We start from the raw sequence: 18,910 nt of genomic DNA on the forward strand, positions 1-18,910 counted from the left end.
ACGCGGATCACACGGATCACGCGGGACGCCGGGACGTCGCCTGGTCGCCGCCGCCTTCCCCGCCGTCACCGTCGCCGCCGTCACGCTGTGCGCCGCCGCTGCCGGTCCCGGCACCGCCGTCGGCCCCGGATACGCCCGTGTCCTGCGCGGCCTCCGCCTCCTGTTGTGCGGCCTCGCGACGGTCGAGGGTGTCCAGCGCGCGGCGGGCCACGGGGTGGACGCGGACGACCTCGGCGAGCGAGGTGGCCCCGCGGGTGAAGCGGGCGAAGACGTTCCAGGCGGGGCGGAACCCGGTGAGTGCGGCGTGGAAGAGCCCCGGGCGGCGGGAGAAGATCCGCAGCAGCCGCCGCCCCACGCCCATCTCGACGCCGAGCCCCGCCTTGACGGCAAAGGCGTAGTTGAGGGCCTGCCGCCGGGCGTCCACCGCGTCGTGCGCCTCGGCGATCCGTACGGCCCACTCCCCCGCCAGACGTCCCGAGCGGAGCGCGAAGGAGATGCCCTCGCGGGTCCAGGGCTCCAGCAGCCCGGCCGCGTCACCGCAGACCAGTACCCGGCCGCGGGAGAGGGGCGAGTCGTCGGCACGGCAGCGGGTCAGATGCCCCGAGGAGACGCGGGGCTCGAATCCGGCCAGGCCGAGGCGGCCGATGAAGTCGTCCAGATAGCGCTTGGTGGCCGCGCCCTCGCCGCGGGCGGAGATGACGCCGACGGTGAGGGTGTCGCCCTTGGGGAAGACCCAGCCGTAACTGCCCGGCAGCGGGCCCCAGTCCACCAGTACGCGCCCGGCCCAGTCCTCGGCGACGCTCTGCGGGACCGGGATCTCGGCCTCCAGCCCCAGGTCGACCTGGTCCATCTTGACCCCGACATGGGCCCCTATCCGGCTGGCGCTGCCGTCGGCGCCGACGACGGCCCGGGCGAGAACGGGTCGTTCCTCGCCCGTCAGGACGACGGCGACCGTGCGGCGGTCGGGCACGGCCGGACCGTGCTGTTCGACCCGGGAGACCGTCACTCCGGTGCGTACCTCGGCTCCGGCCTTGACGGCGTACTCGACCAGGCCGTTGTCGAACTCGTCCCGGTTGACGAGCCCGAAGAGCATGTTGCGGGAGCGGCGGGTGCGGGTGAGCTTGCCGTTGAGGGCGAAGGTCACGGCGTGCACACGCTCGCGCAGGGGCAGGTCGAAGCCGGGGGGCAGCGCGTCGCGGGAGGGGCCGATGATGCCGCCGCCGCAGGTCTTGTAGCGGGGCAGTTCGGCCTTCTCCAGGAGCAGAACGCTGCGGCCCGCGACGGCGGCCGCGTAGGCGGCCGAGGCCCCGGCGGGTCCGGCGCCGACCACGACGACGTCCCAGACGGGGCGGTCCTCTCCCCCGTCCGCCACGGGTCCCTCGGCGGGGCGCTCGACGGGGTGCTCCTCACCGGACCCACCCGCCTGGCCCGTGCCGGCGTTCCCCGCGGGCTCGACGTCCTCGTTCCCGGCTGCGTGCTCGCTGCTCACGATGTGTTGTGCTCCCGCTTGACCTCGGCTTACGGATGGCCCATCGCATCCTACGGGCCCGCCAATGTGCGATACACATGTCTCCGTACACGTGTGCCAACGTCGCGCCCACAAGGAGCGTTCCCCATGCAGCAGCCTTCGTCCGACCCGACGGCTATGCCTTCCTCGCCTGCTTCGTCCACTTCCTCCGCGTTCTCCGGATCAACGGCATCCCCTGCGTCCACCGTCTCCACTGCTCCTGCCACCTCGGAGACCGGTCAGGGGCCCGACGCCGGCTACGCGTCGGGGGTGGCCGCTACCGTCGCCGCGCTGATGCCGCGGGCGCGGACCGAACTCGCCGAGCTGGTGGCGTTCCGCTCGGTGGCCGACCCGGAGCAGTTCCCCAAGAGCGAGTGCGAGGACGCGGCCGCCTGGGTCGCTCAGGCGCTGCGCGCGGAAGGCTTCCAGGACGTGGCAACGCTGGACACCCCGGACGGCACCCAGTCCGTCTACGGACTTCTGCCCGGTCCGGTCGGGGCTCCCACGGTGCTGCTGTACGCGCACTACGACGTACAGCCGCCGCTGGACGAAGCGGCTTGGCGCACCCCGCCGTTCGAGCTGACCGACGGCGCGGACGGCCGCTGGTACGGACGCGGCGCGGCCGACTGCAAGGGCGGGTTCCTCATGCATCTGCTCGCCCTGCGCGCCGTCAAGGAGAACGGTGGACTGCCCGTCTCGGTGAAGATGATCGTGGAGGGCTCGGAGGAACAGGGCACCGGAGGGCTGGAGCAGTACGCGCGGCAGCACCCCGAGTTGCTGGCGGCGGACACCATCGTCATCGGGGACGCGGGCAACTTCCGCTGCGGGCTGCCGACCGTCACCGCCACGCTGCGCGGTATGACGCTGCTGCGCGTGCAGGTGGAAACCCTGGAGGGCAACCTGCACTCGGGCCTGTTCGGCGGCGCGGCCCCGGACGCGCTGGCAGCGCTGCTGCGCACCCTGGACTCGCTGCGGGACGCCGAGGGCAACACCGTGGTCGACGGACTGGAGTCGGACGCGCGCTGGGAGGGCATGCCGTATCCCGAGGAGGACTTCCGGCGCGACGCCAAGGTGCTGGACGGGGTCGGCCTCCTCGGTGACGGCGCCGTCGCCGACCGGCTGTGGGCGCGCCCCGCCGTGACCGTGCTGGGCATCGACTGCCCGCCAGTCGTCGGCGCGACGCCCTCGGTGCACGCCTCGGCCCGCGCGCTGATCTCGCTGCGGATCCCGCCGGGCACCGATGTCGAGAAGGCCATCGAGCTGCTGGTCGCGCACGTCGAGTCGCACGTCCCGTGGCAGGCGCGGGTGTCGACCGAGGTGATCGGCAAGGGCCAGCCGTTCAGCGCCGACACCTCCAGCCCGGCGTACACCGCGATGGCCGCGGCACTGAGCACGGCGTACGACGGGCAGCAGATGCAGATCGCGGGGATGGGCGGCTCGATCCCGCTGTGCAACGCCCTGGACGCGCTCTACCCGGACGCCGAGATCCTGCTCATCGGGCTGAGCGAGCCCGAGGCGCAGATCCACGCCGTGAACGAGAGCGTGGACCCGCGCGAACTGGAGCGGCTGGCCGTTGCCGAGGCGCTGTTCCTGCGCGGCTACGCGGAGCAGGCAGCCGGGACCGCCTGAGCGCGGGGCGCGACGTGCTCGTACGGGAGCGGGTCGGGCACGCGGCCGGCCGGTGGCCCGGACATCAGCGCAGCAGGTTGCCCGAGCGAGTGGCACCGGTCGGCACGCCGCGCTCCAGGTAGAGCGGGTGCCCCGCCCGCCGGGCCTGCAGGGCGCAGCGCAGCCGCTCCAGACGTACCGGAGGCAGCAGTTGCGCGGCTTCCTCCTCCGTGACGAAGCGCCAGCCGCGGAGTTCGGCGCTGGGCAGCAGGAGCGTCGCGGCGTCCTCGGTCGCCAGCCGTCCACCGTCGAAGAGCAGCCGCATCCCGCCGAACCCCGGCGGGTGCGGCGGCTCCCAGTCGACGACGAGCAGCGCCAGCTCGCCGGCCAGCCGCAGCCCCAACTCCTCGAACACCTCCCGCACGCCGGCGGCACTGGGGGCCTCGCCCTTCTCGACGACGCCGCCGGGGAACTCCCAGCCGGGCTTGTAGGTGGGGTCGACGAGCAGTACCCGGTCACGGTCGTCGAAGAGCAGGATCCCGGCGGCGACCGTCTCCGCCGTCGGCTCGGGCGTCTGCACGATGTCCACGGCACCCTCCCCGGCGCTGATCGCCTCGGCGAGGCGTTCGGCGGTGCGGCGGGGGGTGAGGTGGGTGGTGTCGACGGTGCCCGCTTCCGCGGTGATCCAGGGCAGCGCCTCCCGGTAGGGGCGCAGATGGCTCAGGGCCCAGGCCCGGGTCGCGCCGCCGTCCGCGGCGGCACGGGTGTCGATACGCTCGCGCAGCACGGGTTCCTCGGCGTGCAGCAGAAGGTGACGTACGGGTATGCGGCGCGCGGCGAAGGCGCCGAACATCTCGTCCCGGTACTCACGACGCAGCAGCGTCAGCGGGGTGATCAGCGGTCCTGGAACCTCGCACAGCAAAGCGGCGGCCGTGTCCACCACGAGCCGCCGCCATGAGCGCAGGTCCTGGAAGTCGGCTGTCTGCGCCAGTTGCTCCTTCGGCAGCATCCAGCGCAGCTGGGCGCCGATGACTTCGGGATCGTAGAGCGTGCTGCCCGGGAGCAGGTCCAGGAGTTCGTACGCCGCGGTGGTCTTGCCCGCGCCGAACGCTCCGTTCAGCCAGACGATCACGGTGTTCCCCCCTCATCCGTTTCCCCGTTCAGTTGCCCGCATCACCCGGTGCGGGAAACGCGCCGGGGCGGCTCTCCCGGCGCCGGAAGAGGCACGGCGCCCGCGCCCCGGCGCGTACGGCAGGCGCGTGCGACCCCGCAGGAGGAGCCGGGCACGGCCCGACGCCGTGATCCGGCCACGATCGGCCGGACGTCGGTCGCAGGTGGCCGGTCGCCGGTCGCCGGTGGACGGAGGACGGTGGACGGAGGGCTGCTGCCGGACGGAGAGTTGCTGCCGGACGGACGAGGGCACCGGTCAGCTGGGGGACCAGCCGGGGTCGCGCCCGGTGAGCATGAGCAGCCGCTCGAACGGGGTGGCCTCGGGCGGCGGGGGGATCTCCTCGCCGAACACCCCGGCCTTCCGGGCCATGGGGGCCATCTCCTCGAACTCGGGCCCGACTTCACCGAGCGCGGCCGGATCGGGCCGGTAGTCCTGTCCGGTGGCCCGAGCCAGGTCCCAGCCGTGGATGACCAGATCGCCCATCACCATGTACGCAACCGTGCGCTGCGGCAGCCCCATGCCCTGCGAGACGCCCTCCAGTGCGTCGGGCGCCGACCACGCCTCGGCCAGTTTGACCGTCTCGTCGCCGAAACGGCTGCGCCAGTCCCCTTCGAGATAGTCGGGCGTGGTGCTGAAGTCGGCGGTTCCCCTGGCGGCAAGCGCCTGGAAGCTGACGACGACGTGGAAGAGGTGGTTCAGCAGTGCCCGCACGTCGTACTCGGCGCAGGGCGTGGGCCAGGTGAGCTGTTCGTCCTTGATACCGCTGACCACCGGATCGGTGGCGCGGGCGGCGCTGTCGATGAGGGGAGAGAGTGCGTTCGCCATACCGTCACGCTATGCCCGGCGGTCCCCAGGCACTTGAAGAAACACGACATAGGATTTCCGCCATGGCAGGCCGAAGCGACGATGACGAGGGCCGGGGCGCCGGTCCGCGCCGGGACACCCGGGGCATCGTGCTGGCTTGCGATCTGCTGGCCCGGGTCCGGTTCCGCCGCAGACTCCCTGCCGAACCGCTCCGTCGATGGGTCGAGCACTACTGGCTGATCGACTGGGACCTGGAGGAACCGTACGTCTCCCAGGTCGTGCCGCACCCGTGCGTCAACGTGGTCTTCGAGCGGCGCGGGCCGGCGGACCTCGCTCCGGGGACCGGACTGGTCGCCGGGGTGGGCACCGGCGTCTTCTCGACCAAGTTGGAGGAGGTCGGCCGGGTGTGCGGGGTGCAGTTCAGGCCCGGCGGCTTCCGCCCCTTCCTCACACCGCCCCACCCGCTCTCCACGCTGACCGGCCGCCAACTACCGCTCGAAGAGGTGTTCGGTTCTACCGAGGACGTACCGTCCTGGATCCTGGACCCCGACCGGGAGGACGAGCGGGTGACGGCGCTCGACACCTTCCTGCTCTCCCTCTCCCCGGCCCGGGACCCGGCCGCCGAGCGGGCCATGGCGCTGGCACACCGGGTGCGCACGGACCGCTCCGTACTGCGCGTCGAACGTCTCGCCGCGGACGCCGGTATGTCCGTGCGCACCCTCCAGCGTCTGTTCGCCACCTACGTCGGGGTGACTCCGAAGTGGACGATCCTGCGATACCGCGTCCATGAGGCCATGGAGCACGCCACCACCCACCCCGAGACGGACTGGGCCCGTCTGGCCGCCGACCTCGGGTACAGCGATCAGGCCCACCTGGTGCGCGACTTCACCGCCGCCGTGGGCGTCACCCCGTCCGCGTACGCCCGCGCCGCGGCACAGGCCCCGTCGGCCACCGGCTGAACTGCCGTCGCGGGCGCGCAGTGTACTCGGACGTAGGCGCGGCAGTGCGGCGGACGGGGACGGAGCAGCGCACGGGGCCGCGATAGGGACGTGTGCCGCACGCCGGAGCTGGATACCCGCTGGGCTGCGGCGCACCCGAAGAGGCCGCAGCCTGGAGACCACGGCGCCGGCCGGCGAAGTGACCGACGAGTCGGTGCCGAAGAAACCGGAATCCCTGCCACCGAGGAGGCCGGAACCTCATGTCAGCACAGCAGCCGAACTCACTGCCGTTGCCCGACTACGACCAGTTGCCGGCGGGGAGTGTGGAGCACCGGATCAGGTCGCTGGGAAGTGACGAGGTGCGGCAGCTCCTGGAGTACGAGCAGGCACACGCCGACCGGCCGCAGGTGAAGCAGACCCTGACCGCGCGCCTTGACCAGCTCGCATCCGGCGCCGAGCCCTCCGGCGGCGACCCCCGCGCAGCGGGACCCGACATTCCGCCCGACACCCCTGGCTCCTCCCCCGTCTCCCCGGCCAGTGCGGCCGAACCGGAAGAACCCCTCCGGCACGGCAAGCACGAACTGTAGGCCGACCGGGTCCCACCGCCGCGCCGGACAGAACGGCGCTCAACTCCGAGAGCACCGCTCTCCCATCGGAGCGCCGCTCCTGGGAGGGGGCACCGCTCTTCCCTCGAAGCCGTGCTCCCCAGCGGGCCGGTGCTCTTCCACCGGAGCGGCGCTCTTGAGGCCGGAGTGCTGATCTTCGGCCGGAGCACCGCTCTCCCACTGGAGCGGCGCTCCTCAGCGGGGCGGTGCTCCTCCGCAGGGCGGTGCTCCTCCACCGGAGCGGCGCTTCACCGGATGAGCGCCGCTTCCCCCACGGATCAGCCACACTTTCGCCGGATCAGCGCCGCTCCCCCGGAGCGGCGCTGCTTCGCCGGGCTGCCGACCCGGCCCTCATGCCACGCGTTCGCCCAGCAGCCGCCAGCCCGCTGCCGCGGCGCCGATCAGTCCGGCGTCGGTGCCGGTGGCGGCGGGGGTCAGTTCGAGGTGGCGGATGTAGGGCAGGGTCGCGTAGCGCTCCAGTTCCGCGCGGAGCGGGGCGAAGAGGACCTCGCCGGCGCGGGCGACCCCGCCGCCGATGACCGCGATGTCGAGTTCGACCAGGGCGGCGGTGGCCGCGATGGCGGCGGCCAGTGCTCGCGCGGCGCGGCCGAAGGCGGCACGGGCCACCGGGTCGCCGGCGCGGGCGGATGCGGCGACTCCCGCCGCTGTGGCGTCCTGGTCAGGGCCGGGCCGCCAGCCCGACTCCAGGGCGCGGCGGGCGATGTTGGTGCCGCTGGCGATGGTTTCGACGCAGCCGCGCGAGCCGCAAGGGCAGGGGTCGCCGTCCATGTCGACGCTGATGTGCCCGATGTGACCGGCGTTTCCGGTGGGTCCGGAGTGGAGGGCGCCGCCCAGGATCAGACCCCCGCCGACGCCCGTGGAGACAACCATGCACAGGGCGTCGGTGCGGCCTTTGGCGGCGCCCTGCCAGTGTTCGGCCGCGGCGATGGCCGGGCCGTCGCCGATCAGCGAGACGGGGAGGCCGCCCGCCCGTGCGCGCACGTCGGCGATCAGCGGGTGGTCGCGCCAGGCGGGGATGTTGACCGGGCTGACGGTGCCGGCCTTGGCGTCCACGGGTCCCGCACTGCCGATACCGACGGCGCCGACCCGGTGCCAGTGCGCGGTGGCGGCCAGTTCGCCGACCACCTCGTCGACGGTCGCACGCAGCCGCTCCGCGCTCTCCTGCGCCGGGGTGGGCCGCTGGACGCGGGCCAGCAGTCCGCCGCCGCTGTCCACCAGCGCACCCGCGATCTTGGTACCGCCGATGTCGAGCGCGGCGACGAGGTCGTTGGGCATGGCTGGTCGACTCCTGCGCGTGCGGTTGGACGGACCCGCACGGTGCGCGGGGCGGACCGCCTCAGTCTGGCAAGACTTACGTGATCTGACAACGTTGTCCAGACCGCTGTCGGCGCCGCCGCTATGCTGCTGCGTAATCGCGATCAACGACAAGGACATGACCTGTGACCGCCGACGCCTCCGACACCGCCGACCCCGCACGTCCCCCGTTGCCCGCGGGAGCGGCCCCCGCGGGCTCCCGGGCGGCCGCGGCGCGCCGAGGGGGACGCCGCCATGCGGGCCGCCCGACCATGAAGGACGTGGCGGCGCAGGCAGGCGTGGGTCTCAAGACCGTCTCCCGGGTCGTCAACGGCGAGGCGGGAGTCTCCAGCGACACCGAGCGGCGGGTGCAGGAGGCCATCACCTCGCTCGGTTTCCGGCGCAACGACAGCGCCCGGGTGCTGCGCAAGGGCACCACGGCCAGTGTCGGCCTGGTGCTGGAGGACCTGGCCGACCCGTTCTACTCGCCGCTCAGCCGGGCGGTGGAGGAGGTCGCGCGGGCCCACGGTGCGCTGCTGATCAACGGATCGAGCGCGGAGGACCCGGAGCGGGAGCAGGAACTGGCGCTGGCGCTGTGCGCCCGCCGTGTCGACGGGCTGGTGATCGTGCCGGCCAGCGACGACCACCGCTATCTGGCGCCGGAGATCGCCGCGGGGGTCGCCACCGTCTTCGTCGACCGGCCGCCGGGGCGGATAGCGGCCGATCTGGTGCTCTCCGACAACTTCGAGGGCGCTCGGACCGGCGTCGCCCACCTGATCGCGCACGGGCACCGGCGTATCGGCTTCATCGGCGACCGGCCCGGCATCCACACCGCCAAGGAGCGGCTGCGGGGCTATCGGGCCGCGATGGCGGAGGCGGGGCTGCCGGTGGCCGACGCCTGGGTGGCGCCCGGCAGTACGGACTCCGACCGGGTGCGGGCCGACGCCGCCCGCATGCTGGACGGCACCGACGGCACCGAGCCGGTGACCGCCTTCTTCTCCGGCAACAACCGGGTGACGGTCACGCTGGTGCGGGAGTTGGCGGCGCCCGAGCGGCGGGACCGGCCCGTGGCGCTGGTCGGCTTCGACGATTTCGAGCTCGCGGATCTGCTCTCACCCCCGGTCACGGTCGTCGCCCAGGACCCGGCGGATCTCGGCCGCAGCGCAGCCGAGTTGCTGTTCAGGCGGCTGGACGGCGCCGACGACGAGCCCCGTACCGTCTCGCGTCCCACGGCGCTGATCGCCCGCGGCTCGGGCGAGATCCCGCCGGGCGACTGAGACCGCCCCGGGTTCGGACGAGACGCCGTCCGGAGCATCAAGGGCATCACAGGCCTCTGTGATACCCGAGAAGCCGGAGAGGATGGCACCTGACGAGGACTGATTCCACCTCGGCACCATGCGGTAGGCGCCGTGGACGGGCGGCAGCGGAGCGCGCCCGCTCCTTCTCGGGCCGGGTCGCCCTCGGCGCCCGCGCGATGGCGACGACGCCCTCGGACACCGGCTACCCCCGAGGAATCCGCCCCGTCAACCGTGCCCGCGGGAGGGTCCAACTCCCGTGCTTAAGTGGGGTCATGGCTGACAAGACCCCGGATATGACCCCTCCTGCCCAACCCGCGGCGACGAGCCCCTCCGAGGCCGCGCCGACCGCCCTGGCCGCCCCTGACGTACTGCGGACCGCGGCCGGCTACCAGGTGCGGCGCCTGTATCAGGCGTATGCAGGGGCGTGGTTGCGTGCTGTCGGCCAGACACTGACCGGACCGCAGTTCGCCGTCCTGACGACGGTGGGGGCCAGCCCCGGCAACGACCAGACCTCGCTCGCCTGCGCCGTGGCGCTGGACACCTCCACCATGGCGGATCTGGCCCGCCGGCTGGAGGATCGCGGGCTGCTGGAGCGCAGGACCGCCGCGGCGGACGGTCGCCGCAAACTGCTGTTCCTCACCCCGGAGGGCGAGCGGGCGCTTCAGACGGCCGACGCCCGGGCGCGGAAGCTGGACGAGCGGCTCCTGGAGCGGTACGACTCGGCGGACCGCGACCGGCTCCTGCGGGAACTGACCGCCCTCGCCGACGACTGGGAGCGGCTGGGCAGCGACCTCTAGCAGCGGCCGGGGACACTGCCGGCCTCCGGGCGCCTGCCCGTGTGCGGAGGCGGAGGCCGGTGGTGTGCGCCGGTCGGAGCCGGGCGACCGCGCGAGACCTGGGCGGCCGCCCGGGGAACAGGAACGTCGCGCCTTCAGCGACCCGCGAGCCGGTCGAGTTCGGCACGGTCGAGTCCGCAGACCTCGGCGACCTCCGCGCTGTCCAGCGCACCGCAGTCGAGGCCGCGCAGCAGATATCCACTGAGCGCGCGGGCGGTGGCGGGCTCGTCCATCACGTCGCCGCCCGCCTGGCCCACGTAGGCGGCGAGCCGTTCGCCCGCGCGCCGCATGCCCTCGCGGTAGAAGGCGTAGACGGCGGCGTAGCGGGTGGGCAGGTGGCCGGGGTGCATGTCCCAGCCCTGGTAGTAGGCGCGGGCGAGCGAGCGCCGTACCAGGGAGTGGTGGAGCCGCCAGGCGTCGTGCACCTGTGCCCGGTCGCCGGTGGGAACGACGTTGGTGGATCCGTCGGAGAGCCGCACGCCGGTGCCGGCGGCGGCGACCTGCATCACGGCCTTGGCGTGGTCGGCGGCCGGGTGGTCCATCGCCTGATAGGCGGCGGAGACCCCGCAGGAGGCGCTGTAGTCGAAGGTGCCGTAGTGCAGCGAGGTGGCGCGGCCCTCCGCGGCGTCGATCAGCCGGGCGACGGTGGCCCGGCCGTCGGCGCCGAGGATCGATTGGGTGGTCTCGATCTGGATCTCGAAGCCGATACGGCCGGCGTCCAGGCCGCGGGCCTTCTCGAACTCCTCGCACAGCCGGGCCATCGCGGTGACCTGCTCGGGGTAGGTCACCTTGGGCAGCGTCAGCACCAGCCCGTCGGGCAGCCCGCCCGCTTCCAGCAGTCCGGTGAGGAAGAGGTCGAGGGTGCGGATGCCGCGGTCGCGGACGGCCGCCTCCATGCACTTCATCCGGATCCCGGCGCAGAACGGCGCGGGTCCCTCGGCGCCCTCCGCGAAGGCCCCGGCGATCAGCTCGGCGGCGCGGACGGCGGCGTCGTCCTCCTCGTCGTCGGACCGGACCCCGTAGCCGTCCTCGAAGTCGATGCGCAGGTCCTCGACGGGCTCACGGCGCAGTTTGTCCCGGAGCCGGGCATGGACCGGACCGGCCAGTTCCTCGTCCATGCCGAGGACCGCGGCGAGGGCTGCGGCGTCGGGGGCGTGTGCGTCCAGCAGCGCGCCGGCGGCCTCGCCCCACTCCCGCACGGTGCCGGGCGTCACGACGTCGGCGGGTACGTACACGGTGTGCACCGGCTGCCGGGTGCCCGGGTCCCCCGGGTAGCGCCGGGCGAGTTCGGCGTCCACCGGTTCGAGCAGCCGGGAGACCCCCTCCAGCACTCCGCTGTCCAAGCTCGTACCGACCGTCCCGCCCTGCGCCATCTGTACTCCCTCTCCCGCACACCGACCAGGCATCAACAAAACGTTGAAGCCAGTGCCGTGACGCTAATGGCGGCCTGAGCAGCCAGTCAAGGGTCTCCCTCGCGGACCGCACCCGCGGGCCGCGAAGGGGTGCCGACCGGACCCGGCCATGGTTTCCGGTCGTCGTGGAGCACCGGGTAACAAGCCATCCGGGCCGAACAGGTGTGGCGCGAAAGGATGTTGCCGCAGGTTGCGAGAGCCTCGGAGGTGTCACTTTCCGCCACTGATTCAATGCGAAACGTTACTGAAACATAAGGGGTCGATGTGCTTTATTCCCACGGACTCGGCAAACTCACTTTCGCCGATAGATCCGGCACTTACCTCAAAGCGGAAGGAAGCACACAATGCGGAAGACCGCACCCTGGCGCACCGTCCTCACCACGGCGGCTGCTGTCACGGGGGCCGTCAGCGCCCTCGCGCTCACGGCAGCACCTGCCGAGGCCGCGCCTGCGAAGGCCACCTCGCTCTACGCACCCTCGGCCCTGGTGCTCACCATCGCGGACGGTGAGAGCGCCGCGACCGCGGCACCACAGCGTGCCGTCACGCTCAGCTGCACGCCCGGCCCGTCCGGGACCCACCCCGCCGCCGCGAAGGCCTGCACCCAGCTGCGGGCGTCCGGCGGGGACTTCGAAGCACTGGCCGACGACGCGGGAAGCACCTTCTGCACCAAGGAGTGGCGCCCCGTCGTCGTGACCGCCCAGGGCGTGTGGGAGGGCAAGCGCGTCGACTACGAGCGTGTCTACGGCAACAACTGCATGAAGCGGGCCGAGGGCGCCTCCGTCTTCGCCTTCTGACGGGCAGCCCGCGTCTCCGACAAACGCCGAGGAGCCCCGCACCGAACGCATCGGTGCGGGGCTCCTGTGCGAACCCTCGAAGGACTTCGAGCGCTCGAAGGGCCGAGAGTGCTCGAAAGGCGTCAGCCCTTGCGGGTCTTGATCTCCTCGGTCAGCTGGGGGACGACCTCGAACAGGTCGCCGACCACGCCGTAGTCGACCAGGTCGAAGATCGGGGCCTCGGAGTCCTTGTTGATGGCCACGATCGTCTTCGAGGTCTGCATACCGGCGCGGTGCTGGATGGCGCCGGAGATGCCGGTGGCGATGTAGAGCTGCGGGGAGACGGTCTTACCGGTCTGGCCCACCTGGTGCGAGTGCGGGTACCAGCCGGCGTCGACCGCGGCGCGGGAGGCGCCCACCGCGGCGCCCAGCGAGTCGGCCAGGCCCTCGATCAGCGGGAAGTTCTCGGCGCCGTTGAGGCCGCGACCGCCGGATACCACGATGGCGGCCTCGGTCAGCTCGGGGCGGCCGGTGGACTCGCGCGGGGTACGCGAGGTGACCTTGGTGCCGGTGGCCGCTTCGCCGAAGCTCACCGACAGCTGCTCGACCGTACCGGCGGCGGAGGAGGCCTCCGGGGTGGCCGAGTTCGGCTTGACGGTGATGACCGGGGTGCCCTTGGTGATCCGGGACTTGGTGGTGAACGCGGCGGCGAAGACCGACTGCGTGGTCACCGGGCCCTCGTCACCGGCCTCCAGGTCGACGGCGTCGGTGACGATGCCGGAGCCGAGGCGCACCGCGAGACGTGCGGCGATCTCCTTGCCCTCGGCGGAGGAGGGGACCAGCACTGCGGCGGGCGAGACGGACTCGTAGGCGGCCTGCAGGGCGTCCACCTTGGGGACGACGAGGTAGTCGGCGAACTCCGGCGCGTCGGCGGCCAGTACACGGGTGGCGCCGTACTCGCCGAGCGTCTTGGCGGCGTCCTCGGCGTTCGGGCCGAGGTGCACGGCGACCGGGTCGCCCAGCCGGCGGGCGAGGGTCAGCAGTTCGAGGGTGGGCTTGCGGACGGCGCCGTCCACGTGGTCGACGTAGACAAGGACTTCAGCCATGGGGTGCTCTCCTGCGGAAGATCAAAGGGAGGTCGGAGGGAAGGTGCGCGACCGGGCGCGCGGGGAACCGCGGCGCGCCGGGCCGCCTTAGACGAACTTGCGCTCCGCGAGGAAGGCGGCCAGCTGCTTGCCGCCGTCGCCCTCGTCCTTGACGACGGTGCCCGCGGTGCGCGCCGGGCGCTCGGCCACGTCCTCGACCTTGGTCCAGGCGCCCTCCAGGCCGACCTCTTCGGCCTCGATGTCCAGGTCGTCGAGGTCCAGCGACTCGACGGGCTTCTTCTTGGCGGCCATGATGCCCTTGAAGGAGGGGTAACGCGCCTCGCCCGACTGGTCGGTGACGGAGACGACGGCCGGGAGCTGGGCCTCCAGCTGCTCGGTGGCGGCGTCGCCGTCGCGGCGCCCGGTCACCTTGCCGTCCGCCACGGAGACCTCCGACAGCAGCGTCACCTGCGGCACGCCCAGCCGCTCGGCGAGCATCGCGGGCAGCACGCCCATCGTGCCGTCGGTGGAGGCCATACCGCACACGACCAGGTCGTATCCGGTCTTCTCGATGGCCTTGGCCAGGACGTAGGAGGTGCCGAGCGCGTCGGTGCCGTGCAGGTCGTCGTCCTCGACGTGCACCGCCTTGTCCGCGCCCATGGACAGCGCCTTGCGCAGGGCGTCCTTGGCGTCCTCCGGGCCGACGGTGAGCACGGTGATCTCCGCGTCGTCGACCTCGTCCGAATCCGCGATCTGCAGTGCCTGCTCGACCGCGTACTCGTCCAGCTCGGAGAGCAGGCCGTCGACCGACTCACGGTCGGTGGTCAGGTCCTCCGCGAAGTGCCGGTCACCGGTGGCGTCGGGCACGTACTTCACACAGACAACGATCCTCAAGCTCACGCCGGCTCTCCTACTGCTTCGACTCACGGGTTCCGGTCCGGTGGGACCGGGCGTCCGTCCACAATATTACTCGTCAGTACATCCAGCACGTTCCCCGTTCTCAAGACCGTCGAGGTGTGACGTTGCCAACGGGGAGAGTGAACAGCCCAACTCCATCACGCGGGACGGTGCGAAGCGAGTGCCCCGCAGCGGGATCTCGATCACGCCGGAGCGCCGGGAGGGGCGCGCTTCAAGCGATGGCGCGCCCCAGCGCGGCGATGACATCCGGCTTGCGGGGCTGCCCCTGGGCGCGTTGGACGATCCGCCCCTCGGCGTCGAGAACGAGAACGGTGGGCGTACCGGTCACCCCCAGTTCCCGCACGAGCGCCAGGTGGTCCTCGGCGTCGATCTCGACATGGGCGACGCCCTCGACCATGGCGGCCACCTCGGCGAGCGTGCGGCGAGTGGCACGACAGGGCTGGCAGAAGGCGCTGGAGAACTGGACGAGGGTGGCCCGCTCCCCGAGCCCCTCCTCGGCGCCGATCGCCTCGGCGCTCACCCTCCCCGGACCTTCGGCCGGGACGGATTCCCGCGCCCGCTCCATGACGAACCCCTCGCTTCCCGTACTTCCGGCGTGCATACGGACAAGTCTGCCGTGAGGGTAGCCAGGAGCAACGCTTTGGGGAACGATCTGCCGCAGTCGGAAGTTACGCATCCGTAAGTACCGGCAACCCAAGTTGAGTACCGGCATCCCGAGACGAAGGGTTCCCCGACGTGGCAGATCTCCTCTACCCGCCGGTGATCGGTGCGGCGCGAGCGTGGTTCAAGGCTCTCGACCTGCGCTTCGACATCCGCGGCACCACACATGTGCCCTCACGCGGCGGCGCCGTACTGGTGAGCAACCACATCAGCTATCTGGACTTCATCTTCACCGGGCTGGCGGCCCGCCCCGCCAAGCGGCTGGTGCGGTTCATGGCCAAGGAGTCGGTTTTCCGGCACAAGGTCTCCGGTCCGCTGATGCGGGCGATGAAGCACATACCGGTGGACCGCTCACGCGGCGAGGACGCCTACGCGCACGCGCTCAAGGCGCTGCGGTCCGGAGAGGTCATCGGCGTCTTCCCGGAGGCGACGATCTCACCCTCCTTCACGCTCAAGGACTTCAAGACCGGTGCGGCCCGGCTGGCCCAGGAGGCCCGGGTACCGCTCGTCCCGATGGCACTGTGGGGTACGCAGCGGCTGTGGACCAAGGGCCACAAGCGGGACTTCGGCCGCAACCACTTCCCCGTCAGCATCCAGGTCGGCGAACCGATCGAGCCCGGCCAGGAAGAATCGGCACTCAGCGTCACCGAGCGGCTGCGCGACCGGATGCAGGAGCTGCTGGAGGCGGCCCAGCGCACCTACCCCGCCACGCCACAGAGCGCCGCCGACGCCTGGTGGCTACCCGCCCACCTGGGCGGCACAGCCCCCACCCCCGCGCAGGCCCAAGCGCTGTAGGGAGGAGTGCGCCCCCTCACCGGCCCGCATCCGCGAGCAGCCGCAGCAGCGGGGCCGCCGCCAGCACCCGCGCGGCCTCCTCGTCCGACAGCGTGCCGAGGCGCTCCAGCAGCACCTCCGCCTCGCCGTGTGCCACGCCGCGCAGCGCGCTGACGCCCTCCTCGGTGACGGCCACGCGCGTGGCACGGCCGTCGGTCGGGTCGGGTTCTCTGCGGACCAGCCCCAGCGTCTCCAGCTCCGCCACGACGGAGGTGGCTGTCGGCTGGGAGCAGGGGACCCGGTCGGCGACGACGCCGATCCTGCTGGGACCGGCCTCCGTCAGCATCGACAGGACGATCAGCTGGGTGGGTTGCAGGCCTCCCGTTGGGCTGGCCCGCCGCAGCGACCGCAGCAGCCGGTGCAAGGCCAGGACCATCTCGAACGCCGCGTCCTGCCGGGTCCCCATCGCTCCCCCATGTCTCGTCCTGACCGGATCAGCGGATCGTGCGCTGATCAGGTCTTGATCGGGTCAGGAGAGTGTAAGCGTCGGTGCGTACATGTCGATCCACAGCGCCAGGTCGAGGACCCGCTCCAGACCGCGCCGGCCGGCCTGGGTGATCTGCGGGGCCTCGACCTGGACCGCGTGCTGCAGCCAGTCCTTGCTGACCAGGTCGAAGACCTGGTGGGAGGGCTTGGCCAGCAGCTCCTTGGCGTTCTCCTGCAGTGCCGTGTGGTACTTCGGGTCCTGCGTGGAGGGGTAGGGGCTCTTGACCCGTTCGTAGACGGAACGGGGCAGCACGTCGGCGGTCGCCTCCCGCAGCAGGCTCTTCTCCCGGCCGTCGAACGACTTGAGCGCCCAGGGGGTGTTGTAGACGTACTCGACCAGTCGGTGGTCGCAGAACGGTACGCGCACCTCCAGGCCGACGGCCATGCTGGCGCGGTCCTTGCGGTCGAGCAGGACGCGGACGAACCGGGTGAGGTGCAGATGGCAGATCACCCGCATCCGGTACTCGAAGTCGCTCTCCCCCTCCAGGCGCTGGACACCGGAGACGGCCGAGGAGTAGCTGTCGCGCACATAGCCGGGCAGATCGAGGGCGCGGGCGAGGGAGTCGTCGAGGACATCGCTGTCCTCGCCCATGTCCCGGGAGAACCGGACCAGCCACGGGAACGTCTCGGCCTTGCGTGCCTCCTCGTCGAAGAACTGCTTGTAGCCGCCGAAGACCTCGTCGGCCGACTCGCCCGACAGCGCGACCGTCGAGTGCTGCCGGATGGCCTTGAACAGCAGATGGAGCGAGGCGTCCATGTCTCCCAGGCCCATGGGTATGTCGCGGGCCCTGATGACGCGGGAGCGCACCTCGGGGTCGGCGAGGTCGTCGGAGCTGAGGACGATGTCCTGGTGCTCGGTGGCGGACTCGCGGGCGACGTCGTGCACGAACGGCGTGTCGGGGGTGCCACGCAGCTCGTCGGGGACGAAGTTCTCGGTCTGCCCGACGAAGTCGACGGCGAAGCTGCGTACCGTCTCACCGCTCTCGCGGAGCCGGCGGGCCGCCAGTGCGGTCATCGCCGAGGAGTCGAGCCCGCCGGACAGCAGGGTGCAGCGCGGTACGTCGGAGACGAGCTGTCGGCGCACGATGTCGTCCAGCAACTCCCGCACCCGCGCGACCGTCTCGTCCTTGTCGTCGGTGTGCGGCCGGGTCTCCAGCTGCCAGTAGACGTGGGTGCGCACGCCGCTCTCACCGACGGTCACCACCGTGCCCGGCTCGACCTCGCGCATGCCCTCCCACACGGCGTGGCCGGGCGTCTTGACGAAGGCGAACACTTCACGCAGGCCGTCGAGTGAGACCTCGCGGCGGGCCAGCGGGTTGGCGAGGATCGCCTTGGGCTCCGAGCCGAACAGCACGCCGTCGGCGGTCTCGGCGTAGTAGAAGGGCTTGATGCCCATCCGGTCGCGCACCATGACCAGCTGCTTGGAGCGGCCGTCCCAGATGGCGAAGGCGTACATGCCGTTCAGCCGTTCGGCCAGGGCCGGGCCCCACTCCAGATAGGCGCGCAGGACCACTTCGGTGTCCGAGTCGGTGCCGAACCGGTGGCCGCGGCCGGTCAGTTCGCGGCGCAGCTCGGTGTAGTTGTAGGTCTCCCCCGAGTAGACCAGGGCGACGGTGCCCTCGGGGGTCTCGACGGTCATCGGCTGCCTGCCACCGGGAAGATCGATGATCGCGAGCCTGCGGTGTCCCAGCGCGGCGGGCCCGGCCGTCCAGGTGCCGGCGTCGTCCGGACCGCGGCAGGACATGGTGTCCGTCATGGCGTCGACGGTCGTCCGCTCGGAGACCAGGTTCCTGTCGTAGGAGACCCATCCGGTGATTCCGCACATGCTTCTTCCTCCGGCTCCGACCTTCGGTGCGCAGGCCGATATGCCCCCACTCCCCGTGAGGAAGTTTCACCGAAGGTCACGTGTATCGGCCATCTATACATTTGCCACTGTGTCACAACCATGTTTCGCCGCACACCCGGGACCACGGAGGAACGGAGGAATCACGCCAGTTGTCCGCACATCCGCGGGCGGGGCGCCACCCATGCGGCACCCCGCCCGGACACCGGACTACAGCGCCGTGTCCAGCAGGTGCCACAGGTGCGCACGGTCCCTGGCCTGCCGCAGCGCACGCAGGACGACCGGGTGGGGCTCGGCGTAGAGCACCGGATAGTCGCACTCGCCCTTCTCCGGCCAGACGGAGAAGGCCAACTGCTCACGGTCGAGGCTGAACTGCGCGTTCACCCCCGGCTTGTTGCCCCGCGCGTCCTGCCGCACCCAACGCCGCGCACCGGGGAGCCGCAGCGCGATCAGCCCGTGCAGCACGTTCAGCTTCTGGTAGCAGAAGCCCGCGGGGATGCCCTCCGCGCGCAACAGGGCGACCAGGGCATGGGACTTGGCGTGACAGATGCCGACCCGCTGGGCGAGCACGTCGGAGGCGCGCCAGGTGAGGCGCCAGTCGTCCACATCGGCGGAGTGCGGGATGGCGTCACGGACGAACTCGTAGGCAGCGCGGGCGTATGCGGCCAGATCGCCGTCGGTACGGGCACTCAGCCGGGCAGCCGTCTCGCGGACCAGCGGGTGGGTGTGGTCGACGGCTTCGTCGGCGGCCAGATAGGCGGACTCGTCGGCGGTGACGGGTGTGAGCATCATGCCACGTCAGCCTAGGGCGCAGCCCA

The 18,910-nt window shown here is 71.9% G+C and carries 18 protein-coding genes; 7 read left to right on the forward strand and 11 right to left on the reverse strand.

All coding sequences use genetic code 11. The annotated features are described in order from the left end of the window. Positions 1-16: 16 nt before the first annotated feature. A complete protein-coding gene (locus JW613_RS19095; RefSeq protein WP_307865958.1) occupies positions 17-1,372 on the reverse strand; it encodes a geranylgeranyl reductase family protein in 1,356 nt (451 codons plus the stop codon). Between the two features lie 405 nt (positions 1,373-1,777). On the opposite strand from JW613_RS19095, the gene JW613_RS19100 reads away from it, so the two are divergent. Next, entirely contained in the window at positions 1,778-3,136 is a 1,359-nt protein-coding gene (locus tag JW613_RS19100; RefSeq protein ID WP_209212039.1) for a dipeptidase, read from the forward strand. A 64-nt stretch (positions 3,137-3,200) separates the two neighbouring features. Here JW613_RS19100 and JW613_RS19105 read toward each other — a convergent pair whose 3' ends face one another. After that, on the reverse strand, positions 3,201-4,247 hold the full coding sequence (locus JW613_RS19105; RefSeq protein WP_209212040.1) for an NUDIX hydrolase: 1,047 nt from the start codon (positions 4,245-4,247) through the stop codon (positions 3,201-3,203). A 294-nt stretch (positions 4,248-4,541) separates the two neighbouring features. Then, a complete protein-coding gene (locus JW613_RS19110) occupies positions 4,542-5,111 on the reverse strand; it encodes a TIGR03086 family metal-binding protein (protein WP_209212041.1) in 570 nt (189 codons plus the stop codon). Between the two features lie 62 nt (positions 5,112-5,173). Between JW613_RS19110 and JW613_RS19115 the strand changes: the two genes are divergently transcribed. Then, positions 5,174-6,049 carry a helix-turn-helix domain-containing protein gene (locus JW613_RS19115; protein ID WP_209212042.1) on the forward strand — a complete coding sequence of 292 codons (876 nt, stop codon included), beginning with the start codon at positions 5,174-5,176 and terminating at the stop codon, positions 6,047-6,049. A 239-nt stretch (positions 6,050-6,288) separates the two neighbouring features. After that, a complete protein-coding gene (locus tag JW613_RS19120) occupies positions 6,289-6,615 on the forward strand; it encodes a DUF8129 domain-containing protein (RefSeq protein ID WP_099878010.1) in 327 nt (108 codons plus the stop codon). A gap of 369 nt (positions 6,616-6,984) precedes the next feature. Here JW613_RS19120 and JW613_RS19125 read toward each other — a convergent pair whose 3' ends face one another. Further along, positions 6,985-7,929 (reverse strand): ROK family protein, encoded by a 945-nt coding sequence (locus JW613_RS19125; protein ID WP_209212043.1) that lies wholly within the window; start codon positions 7,927-7,929, stop codon positions 6,985-6,987. 290 nt (positions 7,930-8,219) lie between these two features. On the opposite strand from JW613_RS19125, the gene JW613_RS19130 reads away from it, so the two are divergent. Together JW613_RS19130 and JW613_RS19135 are read left to right on the forward strand one after the other, a co-directional pair. Then, positions 8,220-9,224, forward strand: coding sequence for a LacI family DNA-binding transcriptional regulator (locus JW613_RS19130; RefSeq protein ID WP_209212184.1), 1,005 nt, complete (start codon positions 8,220-8,222; stop codon positions 9,222-9,224). 293 nt (positions 9,225-9,517) lie between these two features. Continuing rightward, complete coding sequence (locus JW613_RS19135; RefSeq protein ID WP_209212044.1) at positions 9,518-10,042, forward strand: MarR family winged helix-turn-helix transcriptional regulator; 525 nt, start codon at positions 9,518-9,520, stop codon at positions 10,040-10,042. Positions 10,043-10,176: 134 nt separating this feature from the next. On the opposite strand, the gene JW613_RS19140 is transcribed toward JW613_RS19135, so the two are convergent. Further along, positions 10,177-11,454 (reverse strand): DUF6986 family protein, encoded by a 1,278-nt coding sequence (locus tag JW613_RS19140; protein ID WP_209212045.1) that lies wholly within the window; start codon positions 11,452-11,454, stop codon positions 10,177-10,179. A gap of 383 nt (positions 11,455-11,837) precedes the next feature. Between JW613_RS19140 and JW613_RS19145 the strand changes: the two genes are divergently transcribed. After that, complete coding sequence (locus JW613_RS19145; RefSeq protein ID WP_209212046.1) at positions 11,838-12,287, forward strand: subtilase-type protease inhibitor; 450 nt, start codon at positions 11,838-11,840, stop codon at positions 12,285-12,287. Positions 12,288-12,409: 122 nt separating this feature from the next. Here JW613_RS19145 and JW613_RS19150 read toward each other — a convergent pair whose 3' ends face one another. The 3 genes from JW613_RS19150 to JW613_RS19160 form a co-directional block, all read right to left on the reverse strand. Next, positions 12,410-13,372, reverse strand: a complete 963-nt coding sequence (locus JW613_RS19150; RefSeq protein WP_099878035.1) for an electron transfer flavoprotein subunit alpha/FixB family protein — start codon at positions 13,370-13,372, stop codon at positions 12,410-12,412. Between the two features lie 87 nt (positions 13,373-13,459). Further along, a complete protein-coding gene (locus tag JW613_RS19155) occupies positions 13,460-14,251 on the reverse strand; it encodes an electron transfer flavoprotein subunit beta/FixA family protein (RefSeq protein ID WP_209212047.1) in 792 nt (263 codons plus the stop codon). A gap of 229 nt (positions 14,252-14,480) precedes the next feature. Then, entirely contained in the window at positions 14,481-14,834 is a 354-nt protein-coding gene (locus JW613_RS19160; protein WP_209212185.1) for a TlpA family protein disulfide reductase, read from the reverse strand. Positions 14,835-15,004: 170 nt separating this feature from the next. Here JW613_RS19160 and JW613_RS19165 point away from each other — a divergent pair, with 170 nt between their 5' ends. Then, positions 15,005-15,724 carry a lysophospholipid acyltransferase family protein gene (locus JW613_RS19165; RefSeq protein ID WP_209212048.1) on the forward strand — a complete coding sequence of 240 codons (720 nt, stop codon included), beginning with the start codon at positions 15,005-15,007 and terminating at the stop codon, positions 15,722-15,724. A 16-nt stretch (positions 15,725-15,740) separates the two neighbouring features. Here the strand turns inward: JW613_RS19165 and JW613_RS19170 are convergent, their stop codons facing one another. The 3 genes from JW613_RS19170 to JW613_RS19180 all read right to left on the reverse strand — a co-directional run bounded on the left by JW613_RS19170 (position 15,741) and on the right by JW613_RS19180 (position 18,884). Beyond that, a complete protein-coding gene (locus JW613_RS19170) occupies positions 15,741-16,169 on the reverse strand; it encodes a MarR family winged helix-turn-helix transcriptional regulator (protein WP_099878046.1) in 429 nt (142 codons plus the stop codon). A 63-nt stretch (positions 16,170-16,232) separates the two neighbouring features. Beyond that, positions 16,233-18,074, reverse strand: a complete 1,842-nt coding sequence (asnB, locus tag JW613_RS19175; RefSeq protein ID WP_209212049.1) for an asparagine synthase (glutamine-hydrolyzing) — start codon at positions 18,072-18,074, stop codon at positions 16,233-16,235. Positions 18,075-18,302: 228 nt separating this feature from the next. Further along, positions 18,303-18,884: a transglutaminase-like domain-containing protein gene (locus JW613_RS19180; RefSeq protein WP_209212050.1), complete on the reverse strand. Its 582-nt coding sequence runs from the start codon at positions 18,882-18,884 to the stop codon at positions 18,303-18,305. Positions 18,885-18,910: the final 26 nt, after the last annotated feature.

Source organism: Streptomyces smyrnaeus (assembly GCF_017676345.1).
Lineage (GTDB): Bacteria > Actinomycetota > Actinomycetes > Streptomycetales > Streptomycetaceae > Streptomyces > Streptomyces smyrnaeus.